Consider the following 15,849-nt stretch of genomic DNA (forward strand, 5'->3'; position numbering starts at 1 on the left):
TCCTTGTTTTCACTTAGCTATTCAACAGTTACGGTGCCATCAGGGATGACGGTGATTTTCATGCCATCCTTGACATAATTAAGAAATTCTTCTCCCAGATTATCGATGACAGGCATCTTGGCATCGGTCCAGTTGGCGGCTAGAATTGCACCGGATGCTGCCAGAGAATCTATGGGTTTGGAAAAAAGCATACAGGCCGGCTGTTTCCCCATGGCGCAGGCCGTATAGAGGACCATGCCGCCGGTGGTTGAACCGATGGTCTCGGGGAGACAGAGGGCTTTCCCGATCATAGGCTTTTTGTAGAGGTCGCCGTTATTTTGATCGCCGCACTTGACCTGTTTGTCGCCGAACATCAAAGCCATCTGGTAGCTGGCCAGCGTATTAAATCCGCCATGAGATACCAGGGCCTCTGCTGCTGCGCTGCCGGGAGCGACGACGCGGCCTTTGAATTCTTTTGTCATTATTGCACCCCCTTGGTAATCATCGTCAGTATTTCTTCGTCTGCGTAGAATCTGGCGCTGGTATAAGTGCGCAGTTTATTGGACGAGGTGATGACGGGCATTTTCTTTGAGAGTGGGTTGTTCATATACATGAGGGGACAGATATAACTGAGGACAATTCCGGTTTGTTCCAGTCTTTTAAAGTATTCGGTTCCCTTGAACGCTTCAATAACGCCAGGCGCGGAAGTGAAGACGGTTGGAATCTGTACTTTTTTGTTGCCGGCGGCTCTCAATGCTTCTTCGACTCGCAGGGTCCAGTCTGTCAGCTGCTTTAGCGTCATATGCGGACAGCCCATGAAGCAAAGTTTTGGTTTTGCACTGAGATCTTTCCAAATACAAGGGTAGCTATTTTTTACTCGTTCCAGTTCTGCATCGTCGATGATGTAAGTCGGTGCATTTTCACGAATCAACGCTTCGCCATGGTCTACGGCTTCCGGCGTCAGGTTTTCTATGTGGTAGAGACCGACAGAACCATTGGAAGCAGTGGCGGCGCCAAAGTCCTTCAAGTAGGCGCAGGCGCTGTCGTCCAGGCTGCTGCCGATCCATTTGTTCAAACCTTTGATGTACGGCACCTGGTCCAAAACTTTCATGCCGATGGCAGAGCCGAGAATCTGAGCCTCTGGCATCTTTTCCGTACGGATTTCTACAATCCAGTCAGCCTTCCGTCCTTCGTCGGTCAAGAGACCGAATGCAGGAACGAATCCGGCGATGGAGCCCATCAGTTCGATGATGCCGGAGTTCCGGTTGCATCTTGCGCCGAGGACACTGTTCGCATAGACTACAGCGGAAGACTCCGCCCAAGAGAGGATTTCTCCGCGTGCGGGAACATTGCCGACTTCAGGCAGATAACAGGCGCAGGTATAGGCGTTTTCGCTGAGTAAACCCAGCTTGCGCAACTGTTCTTCGTAATGCTCCTGCTGGCTGTACATAAATTTGAAGACGATATTCTGCAGAAACGACGACGGCACGTTTTTGTCCAGCGGCCTGGGGTCTGCAGAAAATTTCTGTTTACTGACCGCCTGGTCAGACAAAAGCCTGTCGTATAGTTCATAAACCGGCGTCATGACGCCGATGCCGAAACTGATGACGGTATGGCCGTATTCATTGGTGATTGGAACCATTTTCTCGGCGCCGAAGGCTTCCCCATACATGACAAGGGTCTTGACGATCTTTGCCATGGTTTCGCCTTTTTCGCCATCCAGTAGAGCCTGCTGTTCTTTTGTGAGAATCATGCTATATCACTCCTTAATGGTGTTCTGCTCCAAATCTTTGATTTGGCAAGGCAGACTTTACGCTGTAACGCCCCGCAAACGAAGCAAGCGGAAAGGCGTTAGTCGTATTAGCGGTAGCTGTAAAATGATACTGAATATTCTATGATTTGATTATACTGTTTTATCGGGGTTATTTCAAGATATCTGGGTAAAGTTGGACTGACTTTGCCGTTTTTTATTCAATATATTGATAATCTGCGCCTAAGGATAAAACGGGCAAAAGTGCCATAAAAGCACCTAAATCTGCACATTTATGGCACTTTTTTGAGAAATGAAGCTGATTTTTTGATGAAAATTCCAAAAAAGGTAAAATGCTAAGGGGAAAAAACTATATAATCATAAAACTTTGCAAAAAACGCAATTTTAAGGCGCAAACGTTATGAACAATTGCATTTTTGCTTTCCGGAAGGGCGGATGAAAACGAAAATATGCCATAAAAGCAGCTAAATAACCTTATTTATGGCACTTTTACCGGATTTGAAAATTTGTCGAATCCACATTTTTAACGATGCTTGTTTCGGTAGAGGAACCAGATGACGATATCTATGCCTAGACAGATGGCGGCGATAATGAACCATGTCGCTGCATAAGTATGTGACTGCAGCAGCCAACCGGTGAAGACTGGTCCTGTCAGCCTGCCCAGACCTCTGGCAAACTCGTACAGAGACATGCTTCTGCCTTTGTGGGTCTCGGGTGACTGGTCAGCGATGTAGATGCCTGCACAGGTGGAAATCAGTATTTCCCCGCTGGTCCAGATGACCACTGCCATCATATAGATCGCGATGCTGCTGGCGAATCCATAGAGAGAAAAGCCCACTGCGTAGAGGAGGCAGGCAAAGCCGATGTTGAAGAGAGGATGGTTTTTCTTTGTAAAGGAAACGATGACTGGCGTACAGAAAACGACTACGCATCCGTTGATAGTCCAAACCAGTGAACTATATTTTGATCCTGCATCGAGACCGAACAAATCCCGAAGCTGCAGCGGCAGCATGAAGTCCAAATTGATATAGCAGAGGGTCAGTGCGGCGAGGCAGATGGTGAACAGCAGTAGAACCGGATTTTGCAGAACGATTCTGATTTGGCTGACCTGCTTGACGGTTTCCAGATGGCGGGTGTCTTTTCGTGGGACATAGATGTCCTGTACTTTACATAGAACGAGGACAAAGGTGACAAAGAAAATCATAGCCATACTGAAAAAGATCCAAGGCATGTGGCTGTAAAAGAGCATACCGGCGATGACCGGTCCCAGGGCACTGCCGATGTTGCCCGAAAGATACATCAATGAAAAACATTCTGTTTTGTTGCCTTCATCGGCCCAGTCCAGAATCATGGCGGACACTGTAGGCAAAATGGAACTGGCCACCAAATAGGTGACGATGATAAAAAGAATTACCAAGTGGGTGGATGCAAAAAAACCTGCCACCGTCATTGAGATGATAACGACAAAGGTAGCGGCGACGTAGACCTTTTTTCGGCCGATCTCATCTGACAGTTTTCCGCCGACTATAGTCCCTAGAGTACTGGCGATGGAAGCGATGACGACGATGTAGCTGGCTTCCATTTCAGAGTAACCCAGTCTGCTGGTCAGCAGCAGAGACAAAAAAGGGTACACGAACATCATTCCCATGGAAATGACCGCCCTGGAAATGGAAAGTATGTAGACCTGCTTTGGTAAACCTTTATACTGTGTTAAAAAATTCAATATCTCATCTCCTTTGTAAGATGCAATATACTCTTGCGGCAGATGATTGTCAAGGGCGTTTGTAAATAGGTTTTCTCCCGCTGCGCCGGGCGCTGTCAAAACGCATAAAGAAACTGCTGACAGAGAAAATGTCAGCAGCTTGGTTAAGCAGGATAGAATTAAGCTTCTAATGCGGCGTCCTGTGCGGCAATCTCTTCGTCGGTAACTTTTGTCATGGTGAAACCGGTGAGGATGTAGATGAATCCGATCACAGTACTGAGCCAGGTCAAAGGTGCATAGATAAAAAAGTCTGAGTTGGCAACCCCGAGAGTCGCAGCGTAGAAAGCACCCATACCGCCCCAAGGAATCATCGGCGACAGGCTGATGGTGCAGTCCTGCAGGATACGGGACAGATTCTTTCTATGCAGATGATATTTGTCGAACAAGTCTGGCAGCATCGGCCCCAGAGCCGCGTAAGTCAAATCATATCCACCCGTGATGACAAAGAAGGTCAGACACATGGCGTATACCTTGGCTGCCATGGATTTCGGACTCTTTGATGTTGTGGTGATCAAATCCAGCAGAGCGTCGATAACGCCTGAGGCCCGCAGAGGCGCGCCAAATACGCAGGCTGCAATGAGGATTGCGGCGATTTCAAGGAAGCTGGCCAGGCCGCCTCTGAGAATGATGGAGTCGATAATCTCTACCCCGGATTCCTGTCCATAACCGTTCATCATGACGCTGGCAACATCACTGATGGAAGCGCTCTGGAAGACCATGGACAGCACTGCCCCTAACACGATACCGACTGCAAATGTGGGAAGAATCGGCTTTTTCATGATGATCAGCACGATAACGACCACTGGCGGCAGAAGCAGCAGCGGATTGAGATGGAAGATAGAGGAGAGACCCTCTACGATGGTGTCATAAGCTGCCGTATCGGCGCTGGTACCGCTGGCACCGTTGCTGAAGCCCAGAATCAGGAAGTAGACCAGGCAGATGACCAAGGCCGGCAGGGAAGTCTTTGCTGCATGAATACAACCTTCAAAGAGGTTCACTTTTGATACGGCCGCGGATACGTTGGGGGAATCTGACATGGGAGAGAGCTTGTCACCGCAGAGTGCGCCGCTGGCAATCGCACCGGCTGTAATAACCGGAGACATGCCCAGACCAGAAGCCATTCCTAAAAAAGCGATGCCTACCGTACTGATCGTGCCCCAGGACGACCCCATAATCAGAGCCATTACAGTACAGATCAGACAGGTCAGGAAGTAGAATATGGAAGGGCTGATAATTTGGATGCCATAGTATACCATGATTGGTACGGTTCCTGATAAAACCCAGGTTCCAATCATCATACCGACAGAAAAAATAATCAGAATCGGCATAATCATGTTTTTGACTAATGTGATAATGGTGGATTGAATGTCACTGTACTTGGTGCCAAAGACGACTGCGATGACGGACAGCAGGGCGCCGACGGACAACAGGATTACAGCGTCGGCATCCTCTGTAACGAGGAAACCGACAACGACCAGTACGATGCCTAGAATCAGCATGAAAAAAGCTTGCGGCTTTGTGACTTTTTTGCTCGATGTACTCATTTTGCATATTCCTTTCTTTCTTGTAATGTTATAAAATGTAACTAGTTTAAAATTCCAGTGATGCACGTGTCACTTTTCACGAGAATTAGAAGAGCAATTTCTATGCCAACAATATTTGGCGAGTCAAAAATCTCTGAAAATTGATGGTTGTGAGATATTTCTAATCCAATGCATGACCGTGCTCCCATGAGAAATAGAGGGGATTAGGAAAAGACTTAACCTGAAAAACCTAATCTGCTGTGTTACAGGGAATGATTTCTATGGAAACAGGCAGAATATTATGGTGGCATGAAGTTTGCTTTATATTAATAGAAGTATACCTTGTTCGGCAGGGTAATTCATAATGTTAAATGGAGGAGAAGAATATGAATGCAATCGAGAATTTAATGCTGAGTCATAAATCTGTCAGGCGGTTTACGGACCAGCCGGTCAGTGATGAACTGCTGGAAAGAGTCGTCAGATGCGGTCAGCACGCCGCTACGTCGGAATTCATCCAAGCGTATACGATCATCAAAGTCACCGACCCAAAAGTGAAGGATGCCATTTATAATGAAGTGACCAGTCAAAAACCGATTTTAAGTGCGCCTGTCTTTCTGGTATTCTGCGCCGATGTCAGTCGTCTGCTGAGAGCCAGTGAAATGAACCAGCGTAAGGCGCCTGAAAGCTATTTGGAATATACGGAGACATTTCTCATGGCGTCGGTGGATACTGCTATCGCAGCGCAAAATACCGTGATAGCCGCCGAATCAGAAGGCGTGGGCTGTACCTATATCGGCGGAATCAGAAACAATCTGCCGAAGGTCATGGAGCTTCTTTCCATTCCCAACGGCGTATACCCGCTGTTCGGTTTGGTCATGGGGTATCCCCTGGAGAACAGTGATGAGGCTGCAAAGCCGAGGCTGCCCCTTGACGTCGTATTAAAAGAAGAAAAGTATCATACGGACGGAGAAGAAGAACAGATCAGAGCCTATGACGAGGTGATCAGGCAGTACTACATCGACCGGACCGATGGTAAAAGAGATGAAACCTGGTCGATGCAGATGGCCGACTTTGTGGAAAAACCGCAGAGACCATTCTTAAAAGAGGTTCTCGGGAAACAGGGATTTCTGCTGAAGTAAAGGAAGGATAGCGATGAAACGAATTGCGGTCGTAGCGACGGAAAAAGAATATGCGGACTTTTTAATGAACAACGTAGCCAAGTATATGAACAGGTATGCCGCGTTCGTTTCCTATTCGATTGAGGAAATTGAAAGAGCAGATCTGCTGAAAGAGGACTTCGTCTTGCTGTCAGCCTTTAATATTTTTCAGCAGGTGAGACAAAAGATCAGCGAGCACTCTGAAATCGTCGTCCTGTCTCTGTCTCTCAGTAAAAGACAGATGGAAACTTTGAAGGAAATTCCGGACGGGTCCCGGGCGCTTTTGGTCAACTTTGACAACAGAAGCTGTATGCATACCATCACTTGCATGTATGACGCGGGAATCAGGAATTTGGAATTGCTGCCCTATTACGGCGAGGGTGATTACGATCACAGCATCAAAACCGCCATTACCCCCAACGAAGCGCACCTGGTTCCGCCGGGCATTACCAAAGTCTATAACGTAGGGGAAAGTTCTGTCGACATGAACAGCCTCTATAATATAGCGGACAAGCTGGGTGTTTACGAAGAGTTTGCTGCGAAAGAAGCCAATGAGGCGAGAGGCGAGTATTACTTCATCAACTCCAGCATGGATAAGCTGCTGAATGACAAAGAGAGTATGACAGATAAGCTGAACACTTTGATTAAGCTGATGAACGAAGGGATCATCATTACCGATTCCATGGGCAGGATTTATCTGACAAACGAGAAAGCGCAGAAGCTTTTGGCAGAACGATCAAAGGTGCTGCAGGGGTTTCACATTCAGGAAGTATTGCCGGAACTGGATCTGGATTCAACAAAAGAGAAGCTGATCAAAACGCCTGCGGCGAATCTGATCACTTCGGCTGTGGAAATCCGTTCCGGTGAGGAGGTGGCAGGACATATCGTCACAATTACCGACTTCGAAGAGGCTGAGGAGAAGCAGCACGGCATGCGGTCAAAGCTCAGCGAGGCCAGTCATTTGGCCAAATATCACTTTGAAGATATCCTGGGTGAGAGTGAGGCGATTCAAAAAACGGTCAGTGATGCCAGACAGATTGCAGCTTCTGATGGGGCTGTGATGATTATCGGAGAAAGCGGAACAGGCAAGGAACTCTTTGCACAGAGCATCCATAACGCTTCAGGGCGGCGAAAATATAACTTCGTGGCGGTGAACTGTGCGGCCATACCGGAAAATCTGTTGGAAAGCGAGATGTTCGGATACGAGGAGGGGTCTTTTACTGGTGCAAAGAAGGGCGGCAAGGTAGGATTCTTTGAGTTAGCCCACAAAGGCACGATTTTCCTGGACGAAATCGGCGAGATGCCGCTGCCGCTCCAATCAAAACTGCTGAGAGTGTTGGAGGAACGAAAAGTAATGCGCGTAGGCGGAAATCGAAATATCGATATTGACGTGAGAATTATCTCTGCCACCAACAAGAATTTATCTGAGATGGTCCAGGAGGGACAATTTCGGGAAGATCTCTACTACAGGCTCAATGTCCTGCCGTTGTCGATTCCGCCGCTCCGGGAGCGGAAGCAAGATGTATTGCCGATCTTTGATTCCCTGATTCGTCGAATGAATGCAAATCTGCAGCTGAGCCCTGAAAGCGTAAATGCGCTGACGCATTATTCCTGGCGAGGCAATGTCAGAGAGCTGCGCAACGTGGCAGAATTTCTCGTCAGCAAGGGAAAGAAATACATCGGAACAGAAGACTTGCCGCCGCTGAAGTACAGACAGAGACCTGCCCGCGATGTGCTGGCAATGAAAGAGAATTCCACCATTATCGACAAATTTATTCTCAACGAAGGGCGGGAAATTGATCTCTACTGCGCGGTACTGCGCCAGCTTCAGCAGTCTTTTGAGCGCAGTGAACGTTACGGCAGACAGAAGCTTCTGGATAAAATTAACGAAAACGGCGGATTCTACACAGAAGGTGAGATCCGTAAGGCCTTGTCAAAGCTGTCCTCCTATGGCTTCATCAGGTCGCCGAAGGGCAGGGGCGGCAGCGTCATCAACCATGAGGGAATTCACCTGCTGGAGGTCATAGAACGGTTCTACGAGAGAGGCATATTGGGCTGAAAAGTCCCGCACAATCAAGCTGATGCAGCATGTTTGTGCGGGACTTTTTATGTAGATGCTGTCTATAAGTTAGATTTTTTTGCGTTGTGCCAATATCCCGCCTGGTAAATTTAAAGAAAGAGTCTGACTTATAAATGGGAAAATAGTTAACCTATTCACTTAACTGACTGAGACGGCGCAGCGGAACGGTCTGCTGAAAGTCTGCGTTTTCAGTAAATAAAAAGAATTGCTCCGTTGGCACAATTGTTGCGTTTATATAGCTGCAGGCAATGGACCTAGATACAATATACAAAAAGGAGTAAAGAATGGATACGATGAAATGGCCGGAGGGCAAAAGGAGTGCGGTCATGTTCACTTTTGACGTGGATGGTGACACTACCTGGGAGAATGGAAACCGAGGCCTTCCAAATGGAGAAAAATATATTAAGTCTTTATCTGTAGGACAGTATGGTCCGAAACGCTGTGTGGAGAGAATCCTCGATAAACTGGAGCAATACGCCGTGCGGGCGACGTTTTTTGTGCCGGGTCTGACTGCTGAAAGGTATCCGGAAGTCGTCATGAAAATTGCGGAAGCGGGACATGAGATTGGGCACCACGGTTATGCTCATGAACGGTTTGCCGGCCAGACGATAGAACAACAAATTGAAATCATTGAGAAATCACAGCGGATCTTTAAAGAACTGATCGGACATGAAGTGGAGGGCTTCCGCACCCCTTCTGGAGACTGGGCGGAGGAGACGCCAAAACTCTTATATGAAAGAGGCTTTCGTTATTCCAGTTCCATGCGGGGTGACGACAGACCCTATCGAACCGTTATAGATGGGGAGGAAACGGACTTTATAGAGATTCCCACAAAGTGGGAAGTGGATGACTACGTTGCCATGGCTTATCATATGTATCCGGCGGAACCGGCTGGCCAGGACAGAATTTCTTGTTATAGAACGGTAGAAGATAACTTTATGCGGGAGTTTCTCGGACATCACAAGTACGGGCTCTGCATTTCTTATATGAGCCATCCTCAGGTCATCGGCTCTCCGGGGAGAATTTTGATTCTGGATCATCTTCTCGCTGAGATCACCGCGAGGCAGGATGTATGGATTGCCACGGGCAGTGAAATCGCTGACTGGTACAGAGGCAATCACCAGAAAGAGGAGGAGAAATGAAATGACGTTAGGTAGACCAAAATGGCCGGCCGGCCACAGGTGTGCGGCCATGATAACCGTAAATTTAAATGCAGAACTGTTTTGGCTGCAGCTGGACCCATCCTGCGGTAAGATGCCGAAAACTTTATCCCTGGGGCAATACGGCATGACCAGAGGGGTGGAGAGGATTATGGACGTGTTGGACCAACGGAAAATCAAGGCGACCTTTTTTACGCCGGGTTGGGTAGCGGAAAATTACAGTGAAAAGCTGCTGGAAGTCAAAAGAAGAGGTCATGAAATCGCTGCCCTGGGTTATCGCCATGAGAACATGGCTCTGCTCACCGACGAAGAGCAAGAAGCCGTCATGAGAAAAAGTATCGAGGCAATCAAAAGAATATGCGGCGACCCTCCAAGGGGGTTCAGAAGTCCGGAAGGGGAACTGACTTTGGAAACGCTCAGAATCGCGAAAAAATGCGGCATCGAGTACTCCAGCAATCTCTGTGACGACGACAGGCCGTACTTTAAAGATTTGGGACAAGGAGAAACGCTTCTGGAGATTCCGATCCACTGGGCTAATTACGATCTGCCGTACTTCGCCTTCAACTATCATCCGGCATTTCCGGCAGGACAAGGAAGAATTGCAGGATATGAAGGCGTTCTAAGCAATTGGAAAGATGAGTTTTACGGCTGCCGTGAATATGGACTCTGCTATGTGCTGCAGTTAGATCCGGCAGTCATCGGTGCACCAGGACGAATCAGCCTGCTGGAAGACCTGCTCGACTACATGAAAGAACAGGGAGATGTGTGGTTTGCCAGGGGAAGTGAAATGACGAACTTTTTTGGCAATTAGAAAGTTATGAAAAGGCGTTGCCTTTCTAAAAGGTTCTTTGGTACAATTGATACAAAGACTGAAGGAGAGGTAAGGATGATGAAGACCATTGCCGTAGTAGCTGTACATAAAGATTTTGCTGAATTTATCAAAGCAGACCTGGAGAAGTATTTTTCGTCATACGCGAAAATTCGCGCCTATGCAGAGGAAGAAATAGATAGTATGGAGGAAATTCCTGAGGAATTTGTAGTTATGTCCGCACTGACAGTCTTCCGAAAGGTACAGCCGAAGATGAAAGAGCATGCCTTGACCCAGGTCATCAGCTTTGCTGTCAGTCGTGATAATTTGGCCAAGCTTTCGCAGGTACCAACAGATCAGAAGGTTTTAATGGTCAATGTAGATTATAAGATGTGTATGCAGGTCATCGCCCAGATTTACGAGCTGGGTTACCGGGATTTTGACTTTGTTCCTTATTACGGTGAAGAGGAATCCAGGGACAAGAGCATTAAAACTGCAGTGACGCCTGACGAAATGGCGATGATGCCGAAAGATATGGAACGAATCATCGATATTGGCGGAAGACCGATTGATATCAACTGCATCGTAGAGTTGGCCAATAAAATGGGAATCGAAGATATTTTTGACTCTCCCCAGGCTAAAGCGGCCAGAAAGCGCTTTGCTACGGCCTCCTTCGGCATCGACCGCGTGCTCAGTGATACGAAGGACAAGAACGAGCAGATTAAGACTTTAGTGGAGTTGATTCAAGACGGCATCATTCTGACCGATTCAGCAGGTACCGTCCTGCTCAGCAATAAGAAAGCCCGCAGCATTCTCAAGACAGAGATTGACGGTTTTAATGCTGATGAGCTGCTGCCGGATCTGCCGATTACAGTGGAGGCGGAGACGACTTCAAATAAAGTGGTTGTCGTCGATGGCAAAGACATCGTGGTCGATGTCAGTCCAATTATTTCCGATGATAGATACACGGGAAACATCATTACTTTGAAAAGCTTTGAAGAGACGGAGGAAAAGCAGCACGGCATCCGCGCGCAAATTGCCAGGGCGGGACATGGCGCCAGATATACTTTTGGGGATATTGTCGGTCTTAGCAGTCAGATTCAAGAATGCGTAAAAGTGGCTGTGCGTATGGCCAAGTCGGATTCCTCGGTTCTGATTATGGGGGAATCCGGCACAGGCAAAGAAGTTTTTGCCCAGAGCATACACAATGGATCGGACAGAAGCAAGCGGAATTTTGTCGCTCTCAATTGTGCCGCTATTCCTGAACACCTATTGGAAAGTGAACTCTTTGGTTATGAAGAAGGCGCTTTCACGGGAGCGAGAAAAGGAGGCAAAATCGGTTATTTTGAGCTGGCTCATCAGGGGACCATTTTTCTCGATGAAATCGGAGAGATGCCTCTGACTTTGCAGAGCAAACTGCTTCGCGTCCTCGAGGAAAAGACGGTCACGCGAATCGGCGCTTCAAAGCTGATTGATGTCGATGTGCGAATTATCGCTGCGACGAACAAAAACTTGCTGGAGCTGGTAGAAGCGAAGGAATTTCGAGAGGACTTGTACTACCGAATCAACGTTTTGCCGCTGTACATACCGCCTCTTCGAGAGCGAATAGACGACCTGCGGCCTCTGATGAACACTTTTATGGACTCCATGGGGAAAAAGATGACCTTCTCTGATGAGGCGGCAAAACGCCTGCTTGCGCACCGTTGGAAGGGCAATGTCAGAGAGTTAAAGAACGTGATAGAATACTTAGACAGCCTTGGAAAACGATTGATTGAAAAGGAGGATTTACCAGCTTCCATCTTTGCGGCGCCTGTACAGAGAATATCTGCTGTCAGTACAAAACGAGCCGCAAAGGAGGACCGCGGAAGCGACTTTCGAGACGTGGTCTTTGGCTGGTGGAACGATAGGGAATTGATTGCCAATATCCTGCTGGCGCTGCTGGAGGCAGCAGAAAGCGGGAGGAAGATCGGCAGAAGACAGCTGGAAACGGTTTTGCAGCAAAAAGGTTTCCTCTACACAGAAGCGGAGATCAGAACCTGTCTCAGTAAACTGTCGGGACTGGGTTTTGTCAGATCGCAGCACGGAAGGGGCGGCAGCACCATTCTGCCGAAAGGAAAGGAACTTCTAACAGAATTAATGGAACTAATGGGTGAATGAACGACCCGATAAACCATTTTTCGTAAGCGGAAAACGTTGAAAAATTGGGAATTATCTTTGGCACGTTAATTGCTATATATTATGACAAAGATCTTTTACCCTTTCATTTTACATTTATTCGACTAGCGCCAAGCCACTTGAAGCCCTAGCCCTGTTTGTGAAACATACAGCGGCAGGTCACATGCGGGGGATGCTCCAATCTTAGATTAGGTGACATCTACCGCCGTTGTCGCTTGTGGGGCGCAGACGACAAGTGTCATGTGCTCAGGCACTGCACTTTTGGCAGGGGACCTGTCTTGCGATTCTGTTTCAAAGAATCAGGCTGGGTCTCTCAAATCATAAGGTCTGCCTTGACTAACGAGTATTGGGGCAGAACCGTTAGGAGGTTCGTAATGGAAACAAGTATTTTATCATTAATCCCTATCATCCTGACCATCGGTCTTGCGATTAAGACGAGGAACGTTTTAGTATCGCTGTTCGCGGGTGTATTTTCCGGCGTGTTGATTTTGTCTGCTGGTCATCCGATTACCGCGGTAAAGTCCATGATAGGCGACTACGTTATGGCGCAGCTTTTGGACAGCTACAACGCCGGCATCATCGTACTGCTGGTCTTCATCGGCGGATTTGTAGCCCTGATCGAAAAATCTGGCGGAGCGGAAGCCTTTGCCAGATGTGTCGCTCATTTTGTCAACACCAGATGCAAGACACAGATTGCGGCATGGATTGCCGGCATCGCTGTCTTCTTCTCTGAGCTGGGCACACCCCTCATCGTCGGCCCGATCTTTACGCCGATTTTCGAGAAAATGCGTATTTCGAAGGAAAAGCTGGCCTGGATCATCGACACCACCGCGTCGCCGGTCTGCGTGCTGATTCCCTTTATCGGCTGGGGCGTCTATTCTATGGGTCTGATCAAGACGGAACTGGAAGCCTTACATATTACAGATATCACTGACTGGACCGCGTTCATCCATGCGATTCCGTTTCAGATCTACCCGATTCTCTGTCTGATCATGGTACCGATGGTAGCCTTTTCGAGAAAAGAGTTCGGCGCTATGGCAAAGGCAGAACTGAATGCGCAGAAGGGCATCTTCTCTACGATTGGTAATGCTGAAGAACTGGAAAAGAAGTCCATGGTTCTGGACAACCATACACCGCTGGTCGTCGTATTGGCACCGCTGCTTGTGCTCTTTGTGACGCTCTTCGGAATCTTGGCTCCACAGCACTTCCCAATCAAGCAGGTTCCTGGCGGAGATTTCAGAATCGCATTGATTACAGGTTATCTCTTTGCTGCCATCACTATGATCGTACTCATGGCTTTTTACAAGGTAAAGCCGCTGAAGGAAGGCATCTCCATCTACATCAAAGGACTGGGAAAGCTTTTCGAATGTATTCTGATGCTGGTTCTGGCCTGGGGACTCAGCTCTGTAGGTAAAGCCCTGGGAACTTCTGAATACATCGTACAGATGGCAGAGGGCAATATTCCGGCATGGAGTATCCCGGCAATCATCTTCATCATCGGCGCTTTGATGTCATTCTCCACAGGCACGTCCTGGGGAACCTTTGCCATCGTCATGCCTATTGCGATTCCGATGGCAGTGGCTCTCGGCGCGCCGCTGTATGTCACCATTGCAGCGGTACTTTCCGGCGGACTCTTTGGCGACCACTGTTCACCGGTATCTGATACGACTATTTTGGCAGCCACAGGTTCTTCCTGCGGACTGATGGAACACATGTGGACCCAGCTTCCGTATGCCATGATCTGTGCCAGCGTATCCATTGTGGGATTCATCGCGGCAGGCATCACGGACAGCGTCATCGTCACAGTCGTATGCGCGGTGTTATTAGTTATCGTATATAATCTGGCAGGTAAGCTCAAGGGCGTTTCTGTCAAGAATCTAAATATAAAGGATATAGAAAAACTGGAAGCCGAAGAAGCTTCTCAGTCAGTATAATTGGAGGTGTTTTATATGGCCAGCTTATGGGGCGGTAGATTTGAAAAGGATATGGACGACATCGTAAAAGAGTTCAATGCGTCCATCGGTTTTGACAAGAGAATGTATAACGAAGATATCGACGGCAGCATCGCACATGTGACCATGCTCGCAGAACAGGGCATCGTGACTTTGGCTGAAGCGGAGCAGATTGTGGCCGGTCTTGAAAAGATCAGGGAGAAAATCAAAAGCGGTGAAATCGTCTTCACGGTAGATGACGAAGATATCCATATGGGCATCGAGAGCAGGCTCATCGCCGAAATCGGCGACGTGGGCAAAAAGCTTCACACGGCGAGAAGCAGAAACGACCAGTGCCAGGTGGACGGACGAATGTATCTGAAAAAGGAAATCAGAGAAATCGTCCACAGACTTTGCTATCTGGAATCTGTGATTCTGGAGAAGGCTGAGAAGTATGCCGACTCTATCACTGTGGGATTTACCCATATGCAGCATGCACAGCCGATCACCATCGGCTTTGTCTTCATGGCATATTTCCAGATGTTCAGAAGAGATATCGAAAGACTCATGGATGCTTATGAGAGAATGAACCTCTGTCCGTTAGGCGCTTGCGCTTTGGCGGGAACCACTTTGCCGACCAACAGAGCGAGAACGGCAGAGCTGCTGGGTTTTGACGCGCCGACGGAAAACGCCATGGACAGCGTCAGCGACCGGGACTACAGCCTGGAATTCCTCTCGGACGCTTCGATCTCCATGATGCACCTGTCCCGGTGGGCGGAAGAATTCGTCTGGTGGAACTCCCAGGAATTCTCTTATATCGCCATCGACGACAGCTACTGTACCGGCAGCAGCATCATGCCGCAGAAGAAGAACCCGGATATGGCGGAACTGCTCCGCGGAAAGGTGGGCAGAGTCTACGGCGACCTGATGCAGCTTCTGACCGTAATGAAGGGGACGCCTCTTGCCTACAACAAGGACTTCCAGGAGGATAAAGAAAGCCTCTTCGATGCGGTGGATACGTGGAAAGCCAGCATTCAGATTTTTGCCAACATGCTGGATAAAACTGAGTTCAGAATGGATCAGATTGAGAAGCAGTTTGCTAAAGGCTTCCTCAATGCCACGGATATTGCGGAGCACTTTGCCAAACAGGGTATTCCATTCAGAGAAGCTCATTCCATCGTAGGTCAGATGGTAAAGACCTGTGAGCAGAAGGACTGCGACTTTGAGGATCTGACGGAGGAAGAACTGCAGGCCATTGACAGTCGCGTGACCCGCGAATCTTTGGGTGATATCAGCATCAAAGCCTGCGTGGATGCCAGAGTTTCCTTCGGCGGCACTGCACCGAGCGAAGTGAGAAGGCAGATCAAAGTCGGCGAAGCATGGCTAGCAGATATTAAATAAATGCCGAAACTGATAAATCTGCCAGAAAGAGTGGAAAAAAACTGTTTTATGGCAGATTTTCATAAACGGGAAGGTCTACCATTACCTTTGCCGCCTTGCGGT

11 protein-coding genes are annotated in these 15,849 nt (G+C 48.3%); 7 read left to right on the top strand and 4 right to left on the bottom strand.

Features of this window, described 5'->3' with window-relative positions; all coding sequences use genetic code 11:
• Positions 1-17: 17 nt before the first annotated feature.
• The 4 genes from BN6539_RS10210 to BN6539_RS10225 all read right to left on the bottom strand — a co-directional run bounded on the left by BN6539_RS10210 (position 18) and on the right by BN6539_RS10225 (position 5,056).
• On the bottom strand, positions 18-461 hold the full coding sequence (locus tag BN6539_RS10210; protein ID WP_067537526.1) for an aconitase X swivel domain-containing protein: 444 nt from the start codon (positions 459-461) through the stop codon (positions 18-20).
• Positions 461-1,732 carry an aconitase X gene (locus tag BN6539_RS10215; protein ID WP_067537530.1) on the bottom strand — a complete coding sequence of 424 codons (1,272 nt, stop codon included), beginning with the start codon at positions 1,730-1,732 and terminating at the stop codon, positions 461-463. The genes BN6539_RS10210 and BN6539_RS10215 overlap by 1 nt, the downstream gene beginning before the upstream one ends.
• 541 nt (positions 1,733-2,273) lie before the next feature.
• On the bottom strand, positions 2,274-3,473 hold the full coding sequence (locus BN6539_RS10220) for an MFS transporter (RefSeq protein ID WP_067537533.1): 1,200 nt from the start codon (positions 3,471-3,473) through the stop codon (positions 2,274-2,276).
• Between the two features lie 158 nt (positions 3,474-3,631).
• Positions 3,632-5,056: a Na+/H+ antiporter NhaC family protein gene (locus BN6539_RS10225; protein WP_067537537.1), complete on the bottom strand. Its 1,425-nt coding sequence runs from the start codon at positions 5,054-5,056 to the stop codon at positions 3,632-3,634.
• 365 nt (positions 5,057-5,421) lie between these two features.
• Here BN6539_RS10225 and nfsA point away from each other — a divergent pair, with 365 nt between their 5' ends.
• The 7 genes from nfsA (at position 5,422) to argH (ending at position 15,747) form a co-directional block, all read left to right on the top strand.
• Positions 5,422-6,174, top strand: a complete 753-nt coding sequence (nfsA, locus tag BN6539_RS10230) for an oxygen-insensitive NADPH nitroreductase (protein WP_067537541.1) — start codon at positions 5,422-5,424, stop codon at positions 6,172-6,174.
• Positions 6,175-6,187: 13 nt separating this feature from the next.
• The gene (locus BN6539_RS10235; RefSeq protein WP_067537544.1) at positions 6,188-8,251 is read left to right on the top strand and encodes a sigma-54 interaction domain-containing protein; all 2,064 of its coding nucleotides are present in this window, start codon (positions 6,188-6,190) and stop codon (positions 8,249-8,251) included.
• Positions 8,252-8,556: 305 nt separating this feature from the next.
• Positions 8,557-9,414 carry a polysaccharide deacetylase family protein gene (locus BN6539_RS10240; RefSeq protein WP_067537549.1) on the top strand — a complete coding sequence of 286 codons (858 nt, stop codon included), beginning with the start codon at positions 8,557-8,559 and terminating at the stop codon, positions 9,412-9,414.
• A gap of 1 nt (position 9,415) precedes the next feature.
• Positions 9,416-10,243 (top strand): polysaccharide deacetylase family protein, encoded by an 828-nt coding sequence (locus BN6539_RS10245; protein ID WP_067537553.1) that lies wholly within the window; start codon positions 9,416-9,418, stop codon positions 10,241-10,243.
• A 75-nt stretch (positions 10,244-10,318) separates the two neighbouring features.
• Positions 10,319-12,397 carry a sigma 54-interacting transcriptional regulator gene (locus tag BN6539_RS10250; RefSeq protein WP_067537556.1) on the top strand — a complete coding sequence of 693 codons (2,079 nt, stop codon included), beginning with the start codon at positions 10,319-10,321 and terminating at the stop codon, positions 12,395-12,397.
• A gap of 392 nt (positions 12,398-12,789) precedes the next feature.
• The gene (locus tag BN6539_RS10255) at positions 12,790-14,349 is read left to right on the top strand and encodes a Na+/H+ antiporter NhaC family protein (RefSeq protein ID WP_067537560.1); all 1,560 of its coding nucleotides are present in this window, start codon (positions 12,790-12,792) and stop codon (positions 14,347-14,349) included.
• A gap of 15 nt (positions 14,350-14,364) precedes the next feature.
• Complete coding sequence (argH, locus tag BN6539_RS10260) at positions 14,365-15,747, top strand: argininosuccinate lyase (RefSeq protein WP_067537562.1); 1,383 nt, start codon at positions 14,365-14,367, stop codon at positions 15,745-15,747.
• The last annotated feature ends 102 nt before the right edge of the window (positions 15,748-15,849 follow it).

It is taken from the genome of Emergencia timonensis (assembly GCF_900086585.1).
Lineage (GTDB): Bacteria > Bacillota > Clostridia > Peptostreptococcales > Anaerovoracaceae > Senimuribacter > Senimuribacter timonensis.

What these genes read in the sequence shown, in the direction of transcription:
- BN6539_RS10210 (WP_067537526.1), bottom strand. Translation starts at nt 461, where the DNA reads ATGACAAAAGAATTCAAAGGCCGCGTCGTCGCTCCCGGCAGCGCAGCA.
- BN6539_RS10215 (WP_067537530.1), bottom strand. Translation starts at nt 1,732, where the DNA reads ATGATTCTCACAAAAGAACAGCAGGCTCTACTGGATGGCGAAAAAGGC.
- BN6539_RS10225 (WP_067537537.1), bottom strand. Translation starts at nt 5,056, where the DNA reads ATGAGTACATCGAGCAAAAAAGTCACAAAGCCGCAAGCTTTTTTCATG.
- nfsA (WP_067537541.1), top strand. Translation starts at nt 5,422, where the DNA reads ATGAATGCAATCGAGAATTTAATGCTGAGTCATAAATCTGTCAGGCGG.
- BN6539_RS10235 (WP_067537544.1), top strand. Translation starts at nt 6,188, where the DNA reads ATGAAACGAATTGCGGTCGTAGCGACGGAAAAAGAATATGCGGACTTT.
- BN6539_RS10240 (WP_067537549.1), top strand. Translation starts at nt 8,557, where the DNA reads ATGGATACGATGAAATGGCCGGAGGGCAAAAGGAGTGCGGTCATGTTC.
- BN6539_RS10245 (WP_067537553.1), top strand. Translation starts at nt 9,416, where the DNA reads ATGACGTTAGGTAGACCAAAATGGCCGGCCGGCCACAGGTGTGCGGCC.
- BN6539_RS10250 (WP_067537556.1), top strand. Translation starts at nt 10,319, where the DNA reads ATGATGAAGACCATTGCCGTAGTAGCTGTACATAAAGATTTTGCTGAA.
- BN6539_RS10255 (WP_067537560.1), top strand. Translation starts at nt 12,790, where the DNA reads ATGGAAACAAGTATTTTATCATTAATCCCTATCATCCTGACCATCGGT.
- argH (WP_067537562.1), top strand. Translation starts at nt 14,365, where the DNA reads ATGGCCAGCTTATGGGGCGGTAGATTTGAAAAGGATATGGACGACATC.